A 19094-nucleotide genomic window follows, 5' to 3' on the forward strand; every position below is an offset into this window, starting at 1 on the left:
ATAAAACATCATGAATAGTATGCATAATAAAGCCGTGATTGATATGGCTGTTTTTCATCGCATAGACATCAACTTATATCCCTTATTTATTGCTGTTTATGAACAAAAAAGCATTTCCAAGGCTGCGCAGATTTTGTGTATTAGCCAATCTGCTGCCAGCCATGCCCTCCAGCGTTTAAGACAGCACTTACAGGATGACTTGTTTGCACGTGCTGGCAGTAAAATGTTGCCTACACCTTTTGCCGAGCAGATTTATCCGGTCGTTAAAAATGCACTGGTTGCCATTCAAAATATATCCATACAAAAACAAAGTTTTGATCCCAGCATGGTGCAAAGCCTAAAAATTACAGTACATGATGAAATTGAACCGATGATTTTTCCCAAACTGGTTCAGCACTTCCAAAGACTGGATCTGGATATTCAATTTTTCAGTAGCAAACTCGACCGTAAAAGCATTGTGACTGACCTTGCTACCCAGCAAATAGATTTTGTCATTGATCTGGAGCAAAATTTTGGTGAAAAAATTCAATTCCAAAAACTCGTGCAAGACCATTTTGTGGTATGTACCCAGCAGCAAAATATGAATGAACAAATCTATCTCGCCTCGTCGCATATTGGCGTTTCATCACGGCGTACTGGTGTTTTAGTTGAAGATATTTATTTAAACCGTCAACAACTGTCACGACAGATTTCTTTACGCTGCCAGCACTATTCAACTGCTTTACAGATTTTGCTGCAAAATCCAAAATCGGTTTTAACTATTCCTCAAAATTTGCTGACTCATTTGCAAGTTTCTCCAGCATTAAATATTTTCCCGGTGCCTGTAGACATGCCGCTTATTTATTTGGGAATGTATTGGCATAAAGATTTGAAAGAAAATTCACGGCATCATTTTTTGCGAAGCGAAATTTCTAAAATTTTTACTTAGGCTATTTTATAGTTGGGTAATTAACTTGCTTAGGCTATTTGAACGTGAAATCAATATATGTCATTTCTAAAAAAGGGTCTTGTTATAGCTTAGCTTCCGCATGAAAAAAACATAGAATCTACTTAGGCTATTTACATTATCTTTGGCATGGAAAATTGATCTATGTTATTTGTGATTCAAATATAAGCTATTGCCGAATAAATAAACGAAATGCTGAATTGGTAAGGGATTGAGTGCTATTTGGTTATTTATTCAGCCCTTAATTTATGCCAATTCACTTAAACTTGACCTCCATATTTTTCTCATTTTTATAGATAAATTGGCGCTGAAATTTCCGGCTCATTTATCCAAAATTTTTCTATGTTAGCAAATCTCTCCCCTTTCTGGCTCATTGTATTGGGCATGCTACTGTGTGCGATTTTATTTCTTGTTTTTCGAAAAATTAACCTGTATTTGACCCAACTTTTTAAACCCTTCAAAAAAGGGAAAAAATACTGGTGTAAAGTCATTGCTGTCAGTGATGGTGATACCCTGACCTGCACACGTTTTAACTTACGACGTTCAAAAACCAAACTTCGCTTTGCCTATATCGATGCCCCAGAATCGACACAAACTTATGGCAAGGAATCACAGCATCTGGTTAAAAAGATGGTCTATTACAAACTGGTCCGTGTCGAGATTACCGATGTCGATCGTTATGGCCGCTGCGTTGGGGTGATTTATCGTTTTAGACGCAATATCAATCAGGAACTGGTCAAACGTGGTGCTGCCTGGGTATACGAGGAATATATTAAAAATCCGACTCAAAAACAAAAATGGCTGGCGCTACAAAACCAGGCCAAAAAGCAGAAAAAAGGCTTATGGAAAAATTCACATCCGGTACGTCCCAGAGTTTATCGTAAGCAAAATAAATAGCATTCAAGTATAGAAAAACAATGACGTTAAAAAGGGAGTTGAGTGAGTATGATCACATCAAATTTTCTCTATAAAAATAAAGTGGCCTGTTTTAAGCTGGCCACTTTAATAGCTATTTTTGAGAGTTAAAGATAATAAGCCAATTGAACCAGCAGCCGGAATACCCCGACAATAAGGGCTAAAGCAAAAAATCCACCCAGCCATAACACAATAAACCACTGCGTTTGTGAAAGTTTCATTATTACTTCCTAATGATAGCCTTTATCACCAATACGTACTTTGTCGCGGAAGACCCAGTAAGACAACCCTGTATAAATAATAATGATTGGAATCAATAGCAATGCACCAATCAGGGTAAATAACTGACTACTTTGAGGTGCTGCTGCCTCCCAAATAGTGACTGAACGCGGAATGATATAAGGCCATAAACTGATCAGAAATCCAGTATAGGCCAGGAAAACCAGTGCCAAAGTATAAACAAATGGACTCAGTTCCTTACGTTGCTTGCAGGCACGTAACGCCAGGTAGGTAAATACTAAAACCAGAATGGGAACCGGACTGAAATAGGTAAGCTGAGGCTGGCTAAACCAGCGTTCAGCAATTGCAGGATGGGCCAAAGGCGTATAAATACTGACGCAACCGAAAATGATGAATAAGGCAATAATCAACTTTGGCATGAGCTGAAACATTCGATTTTGTAAGTCTGCATCTGTTTTAAAAATGAGCCAGCCACAGCCCAAAGTGGCATACAGCACCACCACTCCAACCCCAGTAAAAACCGAAAATGGCGTGAGCCAATCTAAACCGCCTCCAGTGTAAACCCCATTGGTGGTTTTAATGCCTTGAATATAGGCTCCCAGAATGATGCCCTGGAAAAATCCGGTCAGAATAGAGCCCCCTATAAAGGCCATATCCCAAAGATGGCGGTTACGTCTGGATTTAAAACGAAATTCGAAAGCTACTCCACGGAAAATAAGGGCAACAACCATCAAAATGATAGGCAGATATAGTGCAGAAAGTACCGTCGAATACACCAAAGGAAAAGCGGCAAATAGGCCTGCCCCGCCCAACACCATCCAGGTTTCATTGCCATCCCATACTGGAGCCACGGTATTCATCATCACGTCACGTTCTTGTTGCGGTTTAAAGAAAGGAAACAAGATGCCGATACCTAAGTCAAAGCCATCCAGTACCACATAAATCAGCACACCAACCGCAATAATTACAATCCAGATAAAAGATAAATCAATCATTTGTCATTCTCCTGGTGGTTGTCTAAAGGCTGACCATCCAGCTCTTCATCGGTACTGCCCAATGGACGATGTGAAGCTTGAATAACCTTCTCTTCACTATGCGGCATATAATGAACAAATTCCGGGCCTTTATGCATGATTCGGAGCATGTAATAGATGCCAACCCCGAACACTACGCAATACACCAGTACAAAGATAATCAGGGTTAATCCAACCTGTTCTGCCGACACCGGGGACAGTGCATCTTTAGTCCTTAATACCCCATACACGACCCAAGGTTGACGTCCAACCTCTGTAGTAAACCAGCCAGCCAGCATGGCGATAAAACCCGAAGGTCCCATTATCAAGGCAAAACGGTGAAACCCTGAACTTTCATAAAGACGACCAGTTTTTCTGAGCCATAAACCGACTAGCGCCAATAACAGCATCAACACGCCCAAGCCCACCATGACCCGGAAACTCCAAAAAATAATGGGTGAGTTTGGACGGTCTTCAGGTGCAAATTCTTTCAAGCCCGGCACTTTACCGTTCATGGAATGGGTCAGGATCAGACTACCGGCATTGGGAATGGCCAATCCATAGCGGGTCTGCTCTGCCTGCATATCCGGAATACCAAACAGATACAGCGGCATGCCTTGGTTATGGTTGGTTTCCCAATGTCCTTCTATTGCGGCAATTTTTGCAGGTTGATGCTTTAAGGTATTAATACCATGCAGATCGCCAATCAGAACCTGCAAAGGGGTAAGCACCAATATCATCCATAAGGCCATGGAAAAAGAGGTTTTGACCATGGCATCACGGTGTCCTTTCAATAAGTGCCACGCTGCTGTACTTGCCACCAGCAAGGCAGAGACCAGAAATGCAGCCATTGCCATATGCGCCAAGCGATACGGGAAAGAAGGATTGAAAACAATGGCTAACCAGTCCTGCGGAACGATAATGCCATTTTCAATACTGAAACCTTGTGGTGTCTGCATCCAGCTATTGGATGAGAGAATCCAGAACATGGAAATACAGGTTCCGAGAGCCACCATGACCGTGGCAAAGAAATGTGCCCGAGGACCAACACGCCCCCAGCCAAACAGCATAATGCCCAGGAATCCGGCTTCAAGGAAGAATGCACTGAGCACCTCATAGGCTAGAAGTGGCCCGGTTACACTACCGGAGATGCGTGAAAATTCACTCCAGTTGGTTCCGAACTGGTAGCTCATGACCACACCGGAAACCACGCCCATACCAAAGGCAATCGCAAATATTTTGACCCAAAACTTGAACAGGTCCTGATAGACCGGATCTTGAGTTCTTAGCCAGCGCCATTCTAAAACCGCCAGAAAGCTTGCCAGGCCAATGGAAATAGCCGGGAAAATAATATGAAAAGAGACAGTAAAAGCAAACTGAATACGTGCAAGCTCAAGTGCTGTTAATCCTAGATTCATAACCTCACCTTTTTTAATTTATTCATCTGCTGATTGATCATGCAGATTTTTAGGGATGTCATTTTGTTGTTTTGAACAGTTTTTAGAATACGCTTAAATTTTAAACAAAGTATGTTGCTTTAATATTTCCAGCCCAATTAACTAACCTGAAATAAAGCCTAACCTGCTAGCTTTCATTGACCTGTATTTTGACCAGGAATCTTGATCCCGGCCTGATTTGAACTTGAACAATCATATAAAGAAGCATAAAATTGCAGATAGTTAGTTACCCTGGTTAACTATTATGAATTCCTTACTCAGGTTCCGTCCCTCACTGCTGCGCTGCGCACGAATGATGAGTGATGAAATCAATACAATTTTACTTCCCTATCAGCTTAATTATTCCTTATGGCAAATCCTGTTTGTGATTCAGGAAAAGCATGGTTGTACCTCTATAGAAATGGCAGACTATTTAAATGTGTCCAAACCATCGATTGCCAAGCGTATACATGTGCTGATGCAAATGGGTGTTTTGAGCCAAATCGAAACTGAAGACAAACGTCAAAAAAAACTGATGCTGAGTGATCAAGGCATAGCGCTTTTTCAACAGTGTGCTGCCGAAATCGACAACTTTGAAAGACAGCTGATTCAAAACCTGGATCAGCAAGATATTCAACGCTCCATCAAGATTTTGCATGCCATCATAAATGATCTTGAAATCAACAAAACAGGTGAACAGCATGAGTGATAATGCCCCCTTATGGACAAGAAATTTTATTCTTGTCAGTTCCATTAACTTTCAGCTGGTACTGACCTTTTATCTTCTTGTGGTGGTTATTGTCGGTTATGCCGTTGCTGAACTGGGTGCGACAACTGCTCAGGCAGGTCTAGTTTCCGGATTATTTATTGTTGGCACCCTGATTGGCCGTTTGCTTGTGGGTAAGTTTCTGGAACGTTTTGGCCACAAAACCACCATGATTGTAGGGTTAATTGGATTTCTGATTTTTTCCGGATTCTATTTCATTCCCCTGAATGTCGCTGCCTTGCTGGGTGTACGTTTCATGCATGGTTTTATGATGGGCATGGCATCGACCGTATTGGGAACCATCATTGCCCAGATTTTACCGCCAACCCGTCGTGGTGAAGGTATTGGCTACTACAGCATGAGCAGTACTTTGGGTACCGCAATTGGCCCTTTTCTAGCTATCTGGATGATGCTGCATGTCGGTTATAACGCGATTTTTGCCTTATCTACCTTCATTGCTATGTGCTGTTTAATTGTGGCATTGATGATTCAAGTTCCCAACTTACCACAACATCCCAAAACAGTTGAAACTCAAGTCAGCGTAAAAAAACCAAGTTTTATTTCCCAGTTTATTGAAATGAAGGCCCTACCTATTTCAATCATTATGCTATTGGCATCGATTTGCTATTCGGGTGTGCTGTCCTTTATCAATTTCTATGCCAAAGAAATCGATCTGGTTGAAACCGCTTCTTTCTTCTTTTTGATGTATGCCATTGCCATCTTGATATCACGACCATTTACTGGCCCGCTGATGGATCGTAAAGGTGAAAACATCATTATGTATCCGGCCTTTATTATCATGGCCATTGCCCTGATTTTATTAAGTCAGGCACACAGTTCATTTATGCTGCTACTTTGTGCAGGCTTACTCGGTTTTGGCTATGGCAACATTCAGTCGGTTTGCCAAACCGTGGCCGTGAAAAGTGCCAACATTGAACGGATGGGCTTTGCCACCTCAACATTTTTCATTTTCCTCGATGCAGGCCTAGGTTTTGGTCCTTATTTCATTGGCCAGGCACTCGGCTATATTTCCTATTCACAGCTGTATTTTTATAGTGCTATGGCTGTATTGGCTTGTATCGTCATCTATTTTCTGTTGCATGGACGTACTGCAAGCAAACGTCAGCAGGCTTCTGCTTAAAGCTTAAGTATCACATTCAATTTAAATCTGTAATTCAAACGGCGGCGTTACTCCAAGGAGTGAGCCGCGTTTTTTTATAAATAGCTGAAAGAAAAAGAAGTAATATTCGAAGATTATCTTCTAAAAAATTATCTGCTATAAAAAATAAACCACACCCTCCTTGAGCCAGCCATAAAATACGGTTTGATGACTCGGCGCAAGAAAGGATGCTGATCTAAAAATTATTTAAACACTTTAAAACGGGCTGCATCATCCATATAGCCTTTGTCTTTGGCTTCACCTTCTACCGAACCAAACACGAGCTGGGCACGAAGTTTCCAGCTGGCAGGAATATCCCATTCTGCATGAACCTGTTCATCGACAATTGGGTTGTAATGCTGAAGTGAAGCACCCAAGCCATCGGTATGTAAGGCCGTCCAAGTGGCAAACTGAGCAATCGCGGTAGAATGTTCCGCCCAAACCGGGAAGTTATCGGCATATGACGGGAACTGCTCTTGCAAGCCTTGAATCACATCCATATCTTCAAAGAATAAAACCGTACCCACGCCCGCAGCAAAGCTGTCCATTTTGGCAGTGGTTTTTGCTGCGCTTTCTTCGTCTTTTGCATAGGCCTTAAGTTGTTCTTTTACAAAGCCCCAAAATTTCTCATGCTGCTCATTAAACAAAATCACTGCACGTGAAGATTGCGAGTTAAACGATGATGGACTTTGCTTAATGGCATGCTTGATCAAATCAGTTAAATATTCAGGACTTTGCTCTACATTTTTACCTATGGCATAAATGGTACGGCGTTTATTAATTAAATCTAAAAACTGATTCGACATTTGATGAAATCCTTTGATATTTCTTCGGGAAGATTTTAGACAAGCTGCCCACACTGTTAAGCAAATGTGAAATATCAACTTTTACAACAATGCAGACAAATACTTGCAGTGAGCCTACCATATGCAATAACTATTACAATTTCTAGTATATTTTATTGATAATTAAATCTTTAATTTTTTATATGCAAAGGTTTAGTTCCCTCAAAGCAGTTTTAAGATATTCTATCTTAATAAAAAAATCCCCCAATATTTGGAGGATTTTTACTATATTTCAGCAAAGTTTAGAATTTAGCATTCAACACATTTTGCGGCACTTTATTCTTCCAGAGATCTCGTAAAGTTGGCAAATAGAATTTTTCACCAATTTCGACCAACTCGGCATCAATCAACGCATGAACTTCATGCATAAATAGATAATCAAGTTCAACTGTTTTCAATTTTGGATGATTTTTGGCAAAGGCTTTACGCTTTTGTTGTGCAGTTTTAACCAATTGATCTGCATAATTTTTATTTTTAAATTGGGAAATTGCATTTAAACGCAATTCAATAATCCCCCAGCCACCCACCAATAATTTGAACAGTTCAAAATCTTCAGTGGTTGATTCCCAAGTCATTTCATCCAGATTTTCATCATTAGGAAGTACCGGAAGTAGCAGCTCCATCACACTTGGGAAAATCTTCTTAAAATTCAAAATAAATTTAACAGGATGCTCACCCGGATAATCCTTGAATTGCACCTTTTTCTGAACATCTGTTAAATAAATATTGAGCATTGAAAATTTCCGCATGTAAGTTACTGTATTCAATAAGTTTAAAAATAGCCTATCAAAATTCTATCAAAACTTTAGAAAAACAGTATTTTGAAGTGTTGCGTATTTTAGCAATTATGCCAATTTATTCAACGCTAAATTAAGCTTTATAAATCTCACTAATTGGGGACATACACTCTTATTTCGACATATAAATAACAAAGCTTAAGACAAAACAATCAAAACTTGGTTCTATTTCTATATTGGGCATACAATTAAAAAGCTTAATTAAAGCAGACCCTATTTCGGCCAGCATTTTTAGCTTTGTATAAACGTTTATCTGCAATTTCTAAAGCACTAATGAACTGAGATTCTGTATCTATTCGAGCTGCACCAAAACTTACAGTAGCTTTAATATTATTAATAAAAAGTTGATCTTCAATTTTTTTGCGTAAGCGCTCAACTAAAGCTAATGAAGATTTTTCATCTGAACTTTGCAGCAATATAATAAATTCTTCTCCGCCATATCTGCCGATAACATCACCTTCCCTAATGTTGGATCTGCATATGTCCGCAATTGTGCACAAGATTTTATCCCCTACGGTATGTCCCCATGTATCATTTATAATCTTGAAATGATCAACATCACACATCACAAGATAAACTTCACCATGCTGCATTTTTTTAAACAAATCTTCTGTTTTTTCTAGAAAACCATTACGGTTATACAGCTGCGTTAAAGGATCTTTCAACCTTTCTTCGTTAATGATACTAAACCTTTCTTTTACAGCTACAGCTGAAACGACAATTGCAAACCACAGACTGAGGAGTATATTTACTGCAATCATCATCATCCACCACTTTGTTGTGGCTAAGGTGACCATTTGCACATTTTGAAGGTATACAATGACTATTAAAGTTCTGATAACCGCATAAGCAACTAAGAGAAAGTAACTAAAGCATAAAAGCTTTTCCAAGACCTCTGTTCTTTTCAATAAAACATACACTTTCGGAAGTGCTAAGGCCTCTAAACATAAAATCACAATATTAATTATGACTATGCGTGGCCATAACTGCTCATCGATATACTTGAAATATAAAAGTGAAGCCATAGCCGCTATCACAAAAAGAGAAGCTACAAATATATTTAACCTGGAATTGGCTTTTAATAGCATTCCATGTGCGACTGCCCACGCCCCGCCTAAATAGAAAAGTGCAAACCAGGGTGCAGTCAGTTTCAGTTGTACATTGGTCATCAGAGTCTGTGCACCTAATGCTACTGATGGCAAAATACAACTCAGCCCCATCCACAATAAATATTGGGGAGCTTTAAAGCATAAATGTGCAACAACAAAGACGGCACCAATGAGCATTAAGCAAATCGGGTAAACTAACAAAAAATACTGGGTATCTGGTAAGTTCACGGACTGAATGACACCTAGAGCTGTGTAGTTTTTATTCTAAATTGTTTAGCTAAAATTATTCAATAAATATTTATTTTTAATAATAAAAGCTGTATTTTTTATCATTCCTGCTCTGAAGAAGTTCGTTAATTCACATTTTATCTGATTGCCGGGTAGGAATGCTAAGAACTGTCCAATAATGAAATATGTAATCATAATTAAAATTGTGACTACCAGTATGGTCTGGTTATTTACTCTTCCGTTTTTCTATAGGGCTTTAAAGGATGTAAATCCTGATCACTTTCGTGAACATCTAAATGATTTACCAAACCTAACAGTACTAACTCTTCATCAATTATTTGACCAGTTACTCTTTCCTTATGGATTGGCTTGGGTCTACTTCTAATTCCTGGCATTTGGTTTACTAGTTACTTAGGACACCGATATTTAACTTATCACTCCAAAACTACCGATGCTTTTCTTAAATAAAAAATCCAATCAGAGGTAATTGAAGTTAACATAAAGGTTAAGAAAGTGATTTATATCAAAATAATTTTTCATTTCGTATAAGGTATATTAAGTTAATTTTAGAAATACTTAAAAATGAAGAAATTAGAAATCATCTTTTCAGTAATTTTAATCCTCGTTATTTTGTATGGGATCCAATGGATGTTTCATGGTTTTCCAACAGGAAATTAGCATTTCCCTATCAAGTCTTCCTTCTGATTCAAGGTGAGTAATCGTTTTAATGCTTTACATTACATCAATACCGAAATGGCGCAAAATGACAGCCCAGGCAAGAAAAATAAGGATAGTCATTACGCAACACATGGCTAGAGACAGCCAGAATCCATAATGCTGATAAAGTATTGGAAATGCTAAAAACATAGGTCATGTCGGGACTACATACCAAAAAGTATACCAAGCATGATTGGAAATTTTCTGGGGATCTTGATTCTCAATTTTCATCCATATCAGCACCAGTACCGTTACCATAGGTAAGGCTGCAATCAATCCCCCACACGGTCACTACGTTTAGCAACTTCTGAAATTAGTATGACCATCCCAGCAGTTATAGCATATTTAGCAACAAGCCAAACCATATGCATTTCCTATATGAAATAAAACTCTATTTATAGGTCGTTTAAATCACCTACACGCTTTATTCAATCTATAGATTACTAATTAGACAAAAAATTTATCATTCTTGTCATCGATTTAAGTTGTATTACGAATCAAAAAATTTAGCTGTGTAATCAAAATCATGGCTCTGGAAAATTAACAAAGGCCTCACAAAGTTGTGAGACCTTTTGATAAATTAAACAGTGATATTCTGTGCCTTGGTTTGTTCCTCTATTTCTCGAAAGTCATTGGATTTTGTGTTTTTCTTCCTATTTTTAACTTTCTTATAACAATATCCGGCTGCCACACCTGCACCAATTAAAGTTAATAATTTCATATTTCACCTCAACCAATCAGAAATCCAAGCATATATAACTATCACTTATACCGATTGCACTCCAAGCCCAGTTCGATAGCTTTTTGTATGGTAGGTAAATTTATGTGTATTAAATAAAGCCCACCTTTCGATGAGCTTCTACTTTCTGACTATTCACTATAAATCTGTACTAACAAACACACTTTCAATAAAAGCATCTGCTTCATGATCATCCAGTACTTCAATGTTTACGTCTAAATGAATAACTTCAGCCCCAGTCTTTTCTTTAAATTCTGCGAATTTTTGGGTAAGAAATTCTTGTATTTCATCTTCAAGCTTGGTTCTTTCAATGCGATATTCTTTTAGTGCTTCTTTCACAGACAATCCCCATGGGCTTTTAATTGTGCAATTAATTTACCATAAAGATCAAAAAAGCCCACCATTTGGCGAGCTTTTAAATTAAAACATCAAGCATAATCAATCATCGGCAGTTAATTTTTCCATATCTTGTACGCATATATGCCCCAGATAAAAAACCACTTATGAACAATTGATAGTTGTTCCCGTCCTTAGATGCTTATTTCACATTAGGTGAAACCATATTTTCAGGAATCACCACGGCATCAAACTGTTCCGCAGTCACCAGATTCAGTTCAACAGCGACCTGTTTTAAGGTTTTACCTTCCTTATAAGCCGTTTTTGCCACCTTCGCTGCATTTTCATAACCAATTACCGGGTTTAAGGCAGTCACTAACATCAGTGAGTTATGCAGGAAGTGATCAATTTTTTCCCGGTTTGGCTCAATGCCCACCGCACAATGGTCATTGAAGCTATTACATGCATCACCCAATAACTGAATCGATTGCAATAAGTTAAATGCTATCACCGGCATAAATACGTTCAGTTCAAAATTACCCGAAGCCCCTGCCACGTTAATGGTCGTATCATTTCCCAGCACTTGTGCGACCACCATGGTCATGGCTTCACTTTGGGTTGGATTGACCTTGCCAGGCATAATGCTTGAGCCAGGTTCATTTTCAGGAATGCGAATTTCGCCAAAGCCACAACGCGGACCACTGGCCAACCAGCGAATGTCATTGGCAATTTTATTTAAACTGCTGGCTAAAGTTTTTAAGGCACCCGATGCAAATACTGCAGCATCCCGCGCAGCTAAAGCTTCAAACTTATTCGGTGCAGTCACAAAAGGTAAACCGGTTAATGTAGCCAACTGTGCTGCTACTTTAACCGCATATTCAGGATGTGCATTTAACCCGGTTCCGACCGCTGTACCACCTAAAGGCAATTCATATAAACCCAATAAGGCATAATGCAAACGCTTTAAAGCATGCTCAAGTTGTGACACATAGCCACTAAATTCCTGACCCAGTGTTAAAGGTGTGGCATCCTGTAAGTGGGTACGGCCAATTTTAACAATATCTGAAAATTCTTTTGATTTCGCTTCTAATGTATCGCGTAGACGTGCGACCGCAGGAATCAGCAGTTCATTGATCTGCAAACTTGCTGCAACATGAATGGCGGTTGGAAATGAGTCATTGGTCGACTGCGCACGATTGACATGATCATTGGGATGCACCGGTTTTTGTGCACCTAAAGGATTGCCCAATTTCTGGTTGGCAATATTGGCAATCACTTCATTGCAGTTCATATTGCTTTGCGTGCCTGAACCGGTTTGCCAAACCACCAACGGAAATTGGCTATCCCATTTCCCGCTAATGACTTCTTCTGCAGCATCGACAATATAATGTGACAATTCATGAGGAATTTGTTCTAACTCGGCATTGGTGATGGCTGCTGCTTTTTTTACCAGCCCCATGGCACGAATCATTGGCCGTGGTAAACGCTCCTGTCCGATTTTAAAGTTTTGCAAACTACGCTGTGTTTGCGCACCCCACATTGCTTCACTGGGAACCTCTACATCGCCCATGGTGTCGTGTTCAATACGTGTCTGCATCATCAACCTCATTTCCATTTTATAGCTTTAGCCAATTCATCTGTTTTGACATATTCAATGATCTTAATCAAATACTTTATTAATATAAATGATTATTGTTTGCATTTGATTTATTAATGTCCTTTTAATGTTTGCTGATAAAAACGCCAGCCATCTTCAACAATCTGGGTAATACTGCGTTTCGGTTGCCATTGTAAAATTTCATGGGCTTTTTCCGCAGTTGCACCGACCTGATCCATTTCCGCATAACTATAAAATGGGGCATCAATGGTTTTAATTTCAGTCTGGGTAACTTTAGCCACTTCGCTCAGCAAAGCGCGAATGGACATATTCTGCCCGGCTATATTAAACGCATCACAAGTATAGGGCTGAATCCTGAGCCACTTTAAGGTTGCCATAATGGCATCGCAGCAGTCCAACACGTGTAAGAAGCTACGTTCTACAGTACGATCCAAGGTCTGCGCCTGCTGACGCAGTTCAATATATTCACGCTGTCTGGCTGCTGCCTGTAAGACCAATGGAATAATATTTTTCGGTAAAGGGGCAACGAATTCTCCGAGCACGGCGTGTTCAAAAGCACCGGCAATATTGCACAATCTTAAAATGGCAATTTTCCATTCACTGTCGGTCAAAGCAGTATCACGGATAATTTCTTCCACCATTTGTTGTGATTTTACATAGGGGTTCGGATAAGAATAGTTAAAAGGTACATCCTCGGTCAGGATCAGACTCGACTGCCCATAGACTGCCAAGCTGGATAAATGAATCAGCGTTCGGATCCCTGTGCGCTGCATGGCACGCAGCAGACTCATGATACAACTGACATTGTCGTTATAATATTCCAGCGGTTTCAGTGCCGATTCTTCTATCGATTTAAAACCGGCAGTATGAATAACCACTTCTACAGAATATTGTTCAAAAACTTTGTTTAATGCGGGCGTATTGCGAATATCTATTTTTACAAAGGGCACATAGCTGCCCGAAATATATTCAAGTCGTTCTAAGGTCTGTAAATTTGCATTGGATAAATTGTCGACAATGATGACTTCTTGTCCATGAGCCATCAGGCTTAACGCAATATGTGAGCCTATAAAGCCTAAACCACCAGTCACTAAAATCATTGTATACTACCCTTTTCTTATGAAGTTTGGATGCATCAATATTGGATTGGGCATTCCTCAAGTGAATTTCGATGAGCACCTTATTACTAATTACCTCCGCTCCAACCTCGATCTATGCCTGGCACGTGCTAGGTCTGGCACAGGCTTTACAGGCAAAAAAGCAGCCATTTCGCGTGTTTTTCTATCAGGACGGAGTCGCTGTTGCCAATGCCTTACAATGGGTTCCAGATGACCAGCGTAATTTAACTGAAGAATGGCAGAAGCTGGCCATTCGCTTACCGGTATGTGTCAGTGCTGCTTTGGCACGGGGTATTTCGGATCAGGAAAATGCTAAACGACATCAGATTAGCCAACATAATCTTGCTCAAGGCTTTGAACTGGTTGGACTGGGTGAACTTGCCGATGCAGTACAATCAACACAACGTCTGATTCAATTCTAAGATGTTATTTTTGGAAATTTGTTGCTTTTAAAAGGTAAATTGTGTGAAATCTGTACTCGTTATTCTAACTCAAGCAAATCTTGCCAATTTACAAGTGCATGAAAGCTTGTCTGCCACTATGGTACTGGCAACGTTTGGCTGTGAAGTCAAAGTTTTGTTGCAAGATGCCGCGCTAAGTTTACTCCATTCAGAAGTGCAATTTGATCAGCTTAAACATGCCTTTAAAGTCGCTTCGAACATGGTCGATAGCTTTGAATTTTACGATTTAAGTCCCGTGCTGGTGGAAAATAAAAACCGTAACTCCATCTTCGTTGCTCAAACTCAACAAGATATTGAATTTATTGAATTTAGTCATGAGCTGATTCAAAGTTTCGATTTTGTGCTGTACTGGTAAAGATGACGAGTGAAACAAGAATGATGAACAAAAGTTTATATTTGCTACAAAGTAGTTTTTCAGCGACACCCGCCGCTCTGGAAAAATTAGCACAAGTCTACGGCCCTGAAGATAGTGTGGTACTGATGGGCGAATCGGTCTTACAGTTTCAACAGCCATTTTTGCAACGGCTGGATCGTATCTATGTGCTGGATACAGATGCGGAAATTCTGGCAGGCCAAACATCAGAGCATATGCAGATTATTTCTTATGCCGAATTTGCAGATCTCTGCCTGAATTATAGCCGTTGTATCCGTTTGAACTAATTTGAGATTAATGATGAATTTAGAACTTGACCAAGATGGTCACTTAGTCGATTACACCATTTGGAATGAACAGGTTGCACAAGAATTAGCAAACACTTTAAGTTTAGAACTTACAGCATGGCATTTTGAAGTTTTGCATGCCGTGCGCCAGTTCTATCAGCAGTTTGGACATTCACCGGCCACCCGTCCGCTGATTAAATTTCTGATGAAAACAGTCAGTACCGACATCAATAATGCGCTATTACAAGATAGATTTCAGACCGGTTTAGTGGCACGTCATTTAAGCCGTCTGGCAGGGATTCCCAAACCACCGAATTGCCTCTAATGCCCAGCAGTTGGATTAGGGCTGGGTCTTGCGTTGTTGCAGATAATTGAAATAATCCGGAGTCAGTTCAGCTTTAATGTGCTTGGCCTGAATGGTTTCATTACATTCTGAACAGACCAGACGTGGCGTCATGCTATGCCCACAGCTTTGATGAGTGTATTGCATGGGCTGGCCAAGATCTTCATTCATCCATTGGTCTGCCCAATGTGCCATAGACATTAAAATGGGATAAAGTGCCAGCCCTTTTTCCGTCAGGCAATATTCATAACGCTCTTGCCGCTGTACATAGGGCTTTTTGACTAAAATCCCATGCTCGACCAAATGCTTTAAACGGTCAGACAGCACATGGCGGGTAATACCCAGATTTTGCTGAAAGGATTCAAAACGGCGCATACCTAAAAAAGCATTTCGCAAAATCAGCACAGTCCAGCGATCACCAATCACCGATAAGGTTCTGGCAATTGAACAGGGTTGTTCGCCAATTTCGTCCCATTTCATTTTCTTGAGTCACCGCGCTTAAATTGATACTAAAATGAAGTGATTTATGAATTTTTGCAAGGAGTTTATAGCTGCTCTTATGCCTGAATCATGATCTATCGTCATGACTCAATACCGCTGCTCGACTTTAGCAATTCGGTAAATACCTGAGCCTAAATCAGGACAATCATTCCGCCTAAAATAATAAGAATGTACCCATCAAACTAAAAAAAGCCCATACTGAAAGAAAGTAGCAAATAAGCTTTAAAAATGAATTTTATCCTGATTTTCTTCAATAATTTTTAACCATGCCCGCGTGGCAGGATTCATGGCAACCGTGGTATTCCAGGCCATGCTTAAGGTCCAGTTCAGGTTAGGACTTTCCAGTAGGCTGATGTTATATTTTTCCTGATCGAGCTGTTCACAATAAATTTTTGGCAATAAGGCGATCCCGACATCAGATTCAACCATTTTGGCAATAAAGTCCCATTGACTGCTTTTACACACCACATGCGGTTCAAAACCGACATAATTTGCGGCCTGAATAATCATATTGTTTAAACTGAAGGTGTCATCATAGAGCAAAAACGACTCTTCTTTTAATTCAATAAGCTGAATTTTTTTTCGGTCTTTCCAATGGCTTGCTTTACGTGAAAGCAGGCATAATGGTGAATCCATTATTGGAATTCCACTGAATTGCGGTTTTAAATGCCCCAGTAAAATCCCGACATCGACTTTTTTGGCCAAAATCGCCTCTTCAATGCCAGATGCCCCAACTTCCAGAAACCTTAATTCTATATGCGGATATTGTTTGTGAAATTTGGCAATCAAGCTACTTAAAAGCACCGACCCCAGTGGCGGCAAGCCCAGTATGAGCTTGCCCTTGCGTAAATGCCGAACTTGCTCAATGGAGTCAAAAATACGCTGCTGTTCTTCTATAATCACCAAAGCATGTTGATAAATCTGTTCGCCCATATAAGTAAGTAAAACTTCACGTTTACGTCCAGCTTGCCCCTTGTGAAATAAGGCTACGCCGGTTTCTTCTTCCAGTTGCCGAATTGCTTTACTGATGGTTGGCTGGGTCACGCAAAGATGTTCAGCTGTACGGGTAAAGCTTTGCAATTGCACAAGTTTGACAAAAATATTCAGGCCCTTAATATCCACAAATATTCCAAATAAGCATAATCTTTTTCTTATTATTCATAATTGACCAAGTCAGTCAAATTTAAAATATATGAAAATTCTCCTATTAAGACGATGGCTATGTCACAACGATATTCGCACTTTTTGCTGATTGTGCTGCAACTCTGCATTTTAATCGCAATCTGGTTTTTAGGCTCAGTCATTCAGCATGCCTTCAATTTGCCAATTTCCGCGGGTGTGATCGGACTATTGCTGTTACTGGCTGCATTGCTGACAGGGTTATTTAAACTGCAATGGGTCAAAACTGGTACTGACTTTATTTTGGCAGAACTGGTTTTATTATTTATTCCCTGCGTAGTCGGCCTGGTCAAATATAAAAACCTATTTCTCGCTCAAGGCTGGCAACTGATTTTGGCTGTTGTCCTGGGAACCCTGTGCGTGATGGTTATTACTGCATATTCCGTACACCTTGGCTTTAAAATTGAATCACGTTTAAAGCAGCGTCAGCACAACCAAGAAGCAAGCATGCTTAAACACGGGGAATAATATGAACATGATTGCAATGCTTTGTTTTGTTCTTACTATTGTGGGATACATCTTGACGAAAAGGCTTTATCGCAAGTTTCCTTATATACTGCTTTCCCCGGCACTTTTTGTGCCTTTTTTGTTGATCATTTTCATGGTCGTATTTCATATTTCCTATGACACTTATATGCAAGAAAGTCATTGGATTGTGTGGATGCTGGGTCCGGCAACCGTTGCCTTTGCCATTCCAATTTTTGAGTATCGTCAGGTCATTAAACAACATGCCATTTCAATTGGTTTAGGTATTGTGATTGGCATGCTGGCAGGTGTGATGAGTGCTTTTTACCTGGCTAAACTGTTTCAGTTTGATCAGGAAACATCTTATAGTCTCATGGCACGGTCTATTTCGACCCCCTTTGCGATGGAATTAACTTCACATATAGGCGGTTCGGTGGAACTGGTCATTTTATTTACCATGATTACAGGCATTGCTGGCGGCGTACTAGCCGATTTCGTACTCTTAAGTTTAAAGCTCAATTCACGTTTTGCCCAAGGTGCTGCTCTGGGTAATTCGGCACATGGTTTTGGTACCAGTAAGGCCTTCATGCGCCATAAAGAAGAAGGCGTGGTTGCCTGTTTAAGTATGGTACTTGCAGGGGTATTTATGGTGTTGTTTGGGCCTACGATTATTTCGATTGTTGTCACTTATTTATAAATAAAAAGTACAATTAAGGTGGAAGTGATCAGCATGATCATTTCCTACTTTAGAACCAAGTGAGAGGTAGATAAAAGCTAGCTATAACAAAACTCAAAAGACTAATCGCCTCTGTAATTTCAATTCCTGCCCCTACGGTATCTCCAGTAATACCCCCAATGCGCTGCATAAATTTGAATCTTAAATAAAGCACTGTCGCTATAAAACAGACGCTGCTTAAAATACCGGACCAGCCCCAATATGCGGATGCCATTAAACACAAGCTAATCACAAAAATTGCAGCAGTTTTTGGAATAAATTCTGCCATTGAAGATCCCAAACCTTGGGTACGGACATAGCGCGTGCTTAAAAACAAAATCAGTGGCACCAAACGCCCGAGTAGCGGAAATAAAATTAGGGCTGAATAAAGTTGCTGTTCTAACAGCACATAAATGGCTGACCATTTTAATAAGCACACTATTAGTAGGCTGAGTACACCAATCGGGCCACAACTCGGGTCTTTCATGATGGCTAAGGTACGTTCAGGATCACCAAAGCCGCCCACCCAGGCATCAGCAGTATCAGCCAGACCATCCAGATGCAAACCACCTGTTAGCCAAATCCAGACCACCAGCAGCAAACTGCTTAATAATATGACTGGAATTGCCTGCAAGCTCAGTGCGAGTCCAAACAGGATCAATCCGATCATCAAACCCACGATTGGGTAAAACAGCAAGGATTGCCCGTTTTGCTGTTTCGTCGGCATCGCTTTGAGTTGTATGGGGAAAGTGGTTAAAAACTGTAGTGCGATCAAAAATGGGGTCATG

23 protein-coding genes are annotated in these 19094 nt (G+C 40.0%); 10 read left to right on the forward strand and 13 right to left on the reverse strand.

From position 1 onward, the window contains the following. Positions 1-10 precede the first annotated feature (10 nt). Together B9T29_RS09595 and B9T29_RS09600 are read left to right on the forward strand one after the other, a co-directional pair. Positions 11-928, forward strand: a complete 918-nt coding sequence (locus B9T29_RS09595) for a LysR family transcriptional regulator (RefSeq protein ID WP_086175709.1) — start codon at positions 11-13, stop codon at positions 926-928. A gap of 360 nt (positions 929-1288) precedes the next feature. Then, positions 1289-1843 carry a thermonuclease family protein gene (locus B9T29_RS09600; protein ID WP_086175710.1) on the forward strand — a complete coding sequence of 185 codons (555 nt, stop codon included), beginning with the start codon at positions 1289-1291 and terminating at the stop codon, positions 1841-1843. Between the two features lie 125 nt (positions 1844-1968). Here the strand turns inward: B9T29_RS09600 and B9T29_RS09605 are convergent, their stop codons facing one another. Genes B9T29_RS09605 through B9T29_RS09615 form a run of 3 tightly spaced genes read right to left on the reverse strand, consistent with a single transcriptional unit; the run spans position 1969 to position 4532 of the window. Beyond that, a complete protein-coding gene (locus B9T29_RS09605; protein WP_086175711.1) occupies positions 1969-2082 on the reverse strand; it encodes a DUF2474 domain-containing protein in 114 nt (37 codons plus the stop codon). A 9-nt stretch (positions 2083-2091) separates the two neighbouring features. Continuing rightward, positions 2092-3096: a cytochrome d ubiquinol oxidase subunit II gene (gene cydB / locus B9T29_RS09610; protein WP_086175712.1), complete on the reverse strand. Its 1005-nt coding sequence runs from the start codon at positions 3094-3096 to the stop codon at positions 2092-2094. Continuing rightward, positions 3093-4532 carry a cytochrome ubiquinol oxidase subunit I gene (locus tag B9T29_RS09615; protein WP_086175713.1) on the reverse strand — a complete coding sequence of 480 codons (1440 nt, stop codon included), beginning with the start codon at positions 4530-4532 and terminating at the stop codon, positions 3093-3095. The genes cydB and B9T29_RS09615 overlap by 4 nt, the downstream gene beginning before the upstream one ends. Positions 4533-4815: 283 nt before the next feature. Here B9T29_RS09615 and B9T29_RS09620 point away from each other — a divergent pair, with 283 nt between their 5' ends. Further along, positions 4816-5259, forward strand: coding sequence for a MarR family winged helix-turn-helix transcriptional regulator (locus B9T29_RS09620; protein ID WP_228146589.1), 444 nt, complete (start codon positions 4816-4818; stop codon positions 5257-5259). Beyond that, the gene (locus B9T29_RS09625; RefSeq protein WP_086175714.1) at positions 5252-6457 is read left to right on the forward strand and encodes an MFS transporter; all 1206 of its coding nucleotides are present in this window, start codon (positions 5252-5254) and stop codon (positions 6455-6457) included. The genes B9T29_RS09620 and B9T29_RS09625 overlap by 8 nt, the downstream gene beginning before the upstream one ends. A 221-nt stretch (positions 6458-6678) precedes the next feature. Here B9T29_RS09625 and B9T29_RS09630 read toward each other — a convergent pair whose 3' ends face one another. The 7 genes from B9T29_RS09630 to B9T29_RS09665 all read right to left on the reverse strand — a co-directional run bounded on the left by B9T29_RS09630 (position 6679) and on the right by B9T29_RS09665 (position 13964). Next, entirely contained in the window at positions 6679-7281 is a 603-nt protein-coding gene (locus tag B9T29_RS09630) for a nitroreductase family protein (RefSeq protein ID WP_086175715.1), read from the reverse strand. 281 nt (positions 7282-7562) lie between these two features. Further along, on the reverse strand, positions 7563-8054 hold the full coding sequence (locus tag B9T29_RS09635; RefSeq protein ID WP_086175716.1) for a hypothetical protein: 492 nt from the start codon (positions 8052-8054) through the stop codon (positions 7563-7565). 260 nt (positions 8055-8314) lie between these two features. Then, on the reverse strand, positions 8315-9454 hold the full coding sequence (locus B9T29_RS09640; protein ID WP_228146590.1) for a sensor domain-containing diguanylate cyclase: 1140 nt from the start codon (positions 9452-9454) through the stop codon (positions 8315-8317). Between the two features lie 1297 nt (positions 9455-10751). Beyond that, positions 10752-10892: a hypothetical protein gene (locus B9T29_RS16290; RefSeq protein WP_171264022.1), complete on the reverse strand. Its 141-nt coding sequence runs from the start codon at positions 10890-10892 to the stop codon at positions 10752-10754. A gap of 156 nt (positions 10893-11048) precedes the next feature. Further along, positions 11049-11249: a hypothetical protein gene (locus B9T29_RS09655; protein WP_086175719.1), complete on the reverse strand. Its 201-nt coding sequence runs from the start codon at positions 11247-11249 to the stop codon at positions 11049-11051. A 199-nt stretch (positions 11250-11448) separates the two neighbouring features. Continuing rightward, the gene (gene fumC, locus B9T29_RS09660; protein ID WP_086175763.1) at positions 11449-12843 is read right to left on the reverse strand and encodes a class II fumarate hydratase; all 1395 of its coding nucleotides are present in this window, start codon (positions 12841-12843) and stop codon (positions 11449-11451) included. A gap of 113 nt (positions 12844-12956) precedes the next feature. Next, complete coding sequence (locus tag B9T29_RS09665) at positions 12957-13964, reverse strand: SDR family NAD(P)-dependent oxidoreductase (RefSeq protein WP_086175720.1); 1008 nt, start codon at positions 13962-13964, stop codon at positions 12957-12959. Positions 13965-14035: 71 nt separating this feature from the next. Here B9T29_RS09665 and tusD point away from each other — a divergent pair, with 71 nt between their 5' ends. Genes tusD through B9T29_RS09685 form a run of 4 tightly spaced genes read left to right on the forward strand, consistent with a single transcriptional unit; the run spans position 14036 to position 15428 of the window. Further along, complete coding sequence (gene tusD, locus B9T29_RS09670) at positions 14036-14404, forward strand: sulfurtransferase complex subunit TusD (protein ID WP_086175721.1); 369 nt, start codon at positions 14036-14038, stop codon at positions 14402-14404. A gap of 43 nt (positions 14405-14447) precedes the next feature. After that, positions 14448-14798: a hypothetical protein gene (locus B9T29_RS09675; RefSeq protein ID WP_086175722.1), complete on the forward strand. Its 351-nt coding sequence runs from the start codon at positions 14448-14450 to the stop codon at positions 14796-14798. A 20-nt stretch (positions 14799-14818) separates the two neighbouring features. Then, complete coding sequence (locus tag B9T29_RS09680) at positions 14819-15103, forward strand: DsrH/TusB family sulfur metabolism protein (protein WP_086175723.1); 285 nt, start codon at positions 14819-14821, stop codon at positions 15101-15103. Positions 15104-15116: 13 nt separating this feature from the next. Further along, positions 15117-15428: a TusE/DsrC/DsvC family sulfur relay protein gene (locus B9T29_RS09685; protein ID WP_086175724.1), complete on the forward strand. Its 312-nt coding sequence runs from the start codon at positions 15117-15119 to the stop codon at positions 15426-15428. A 15-nt stretch (positions 15429-15443) separates the two neighbouring features. Here the strand turns inward: B9T29_RS09685 and B9T29_RS09690 are convergent, their stop codons facing one another. After that, positions 15444-15926, reverse strand: coding sequence for a winged helix-turn-helix transcriptional regulator (locus tag B9T29_RS09690; RefSeq protein ID WP_086175725.1), 483 nt, complete (start codon positions 15924-15926; stop codon positions 15444-15446). A 243-nt stretch (positions 15927-16169) separates the two neighbouring features. Beyond that, complete coding sequence (locus tag B9T29_RS09695) at positions 16170-17069, reverse strand: LysR family transcriptional regulator (protein ID WP_086175726.1); 900 nt, start codon at positions 17067-17069, stop codon at positions 16170-16172. Positions 17070-17168: 99 nt separating this feature from the next. Here B9T29_RS09695 and B9T29_RS09700 point away from each other — a divergent pair, with 99 nt between their 5' ends. Beyond that, positions 17169-17594: a CidA/LrgA family protein gene (locus B9T29_RS09700; RefSeq protein ID WP_416202485.1), complete on the forward strand. Its 426-nt coding sequence runs from the start codon at positions 17169-17171 to the stop codon at positions 17592-17594. Position 17595: 1 nt separating this feature from the next. Further along, a complete protein-coding gene (locus tag B9T29_RS09705; RefSeq protein ID WP_086175728.1) occupies positions 17596-18288 on the forward strand; it encodes an LrgB family protein in 693 nt (230 codons plus the stop codon). Positions 18289-18337: 49 nt separating this feature from the next. Here the strand turns inward: B9T29_RS09705 and B9T29_RS09710 are convergent, their stop codons facing one another. Next, positions 18338-19093, reverse strand: a complete 756-nt coding sequence (locus tag B9T29_RS09710) for an adenosylcobinamide-GDP ribazoletransferase (protein ID WP_086175729.1) — start codon at positions 19091-19093, stop codon at positions 18338-18340. Between the last annotated feature and the right edge of the window lies 1 nt (position 19094).

It is taken from the genome of Acinetobacter sp. ANC 3903 (assembly GCF_002135315.1).
GTDB lineage: Bacteria > Pseudomonadota > Gammaproteobacteria > Pseudomonadales > Moraxellaceae > Acinetobacter.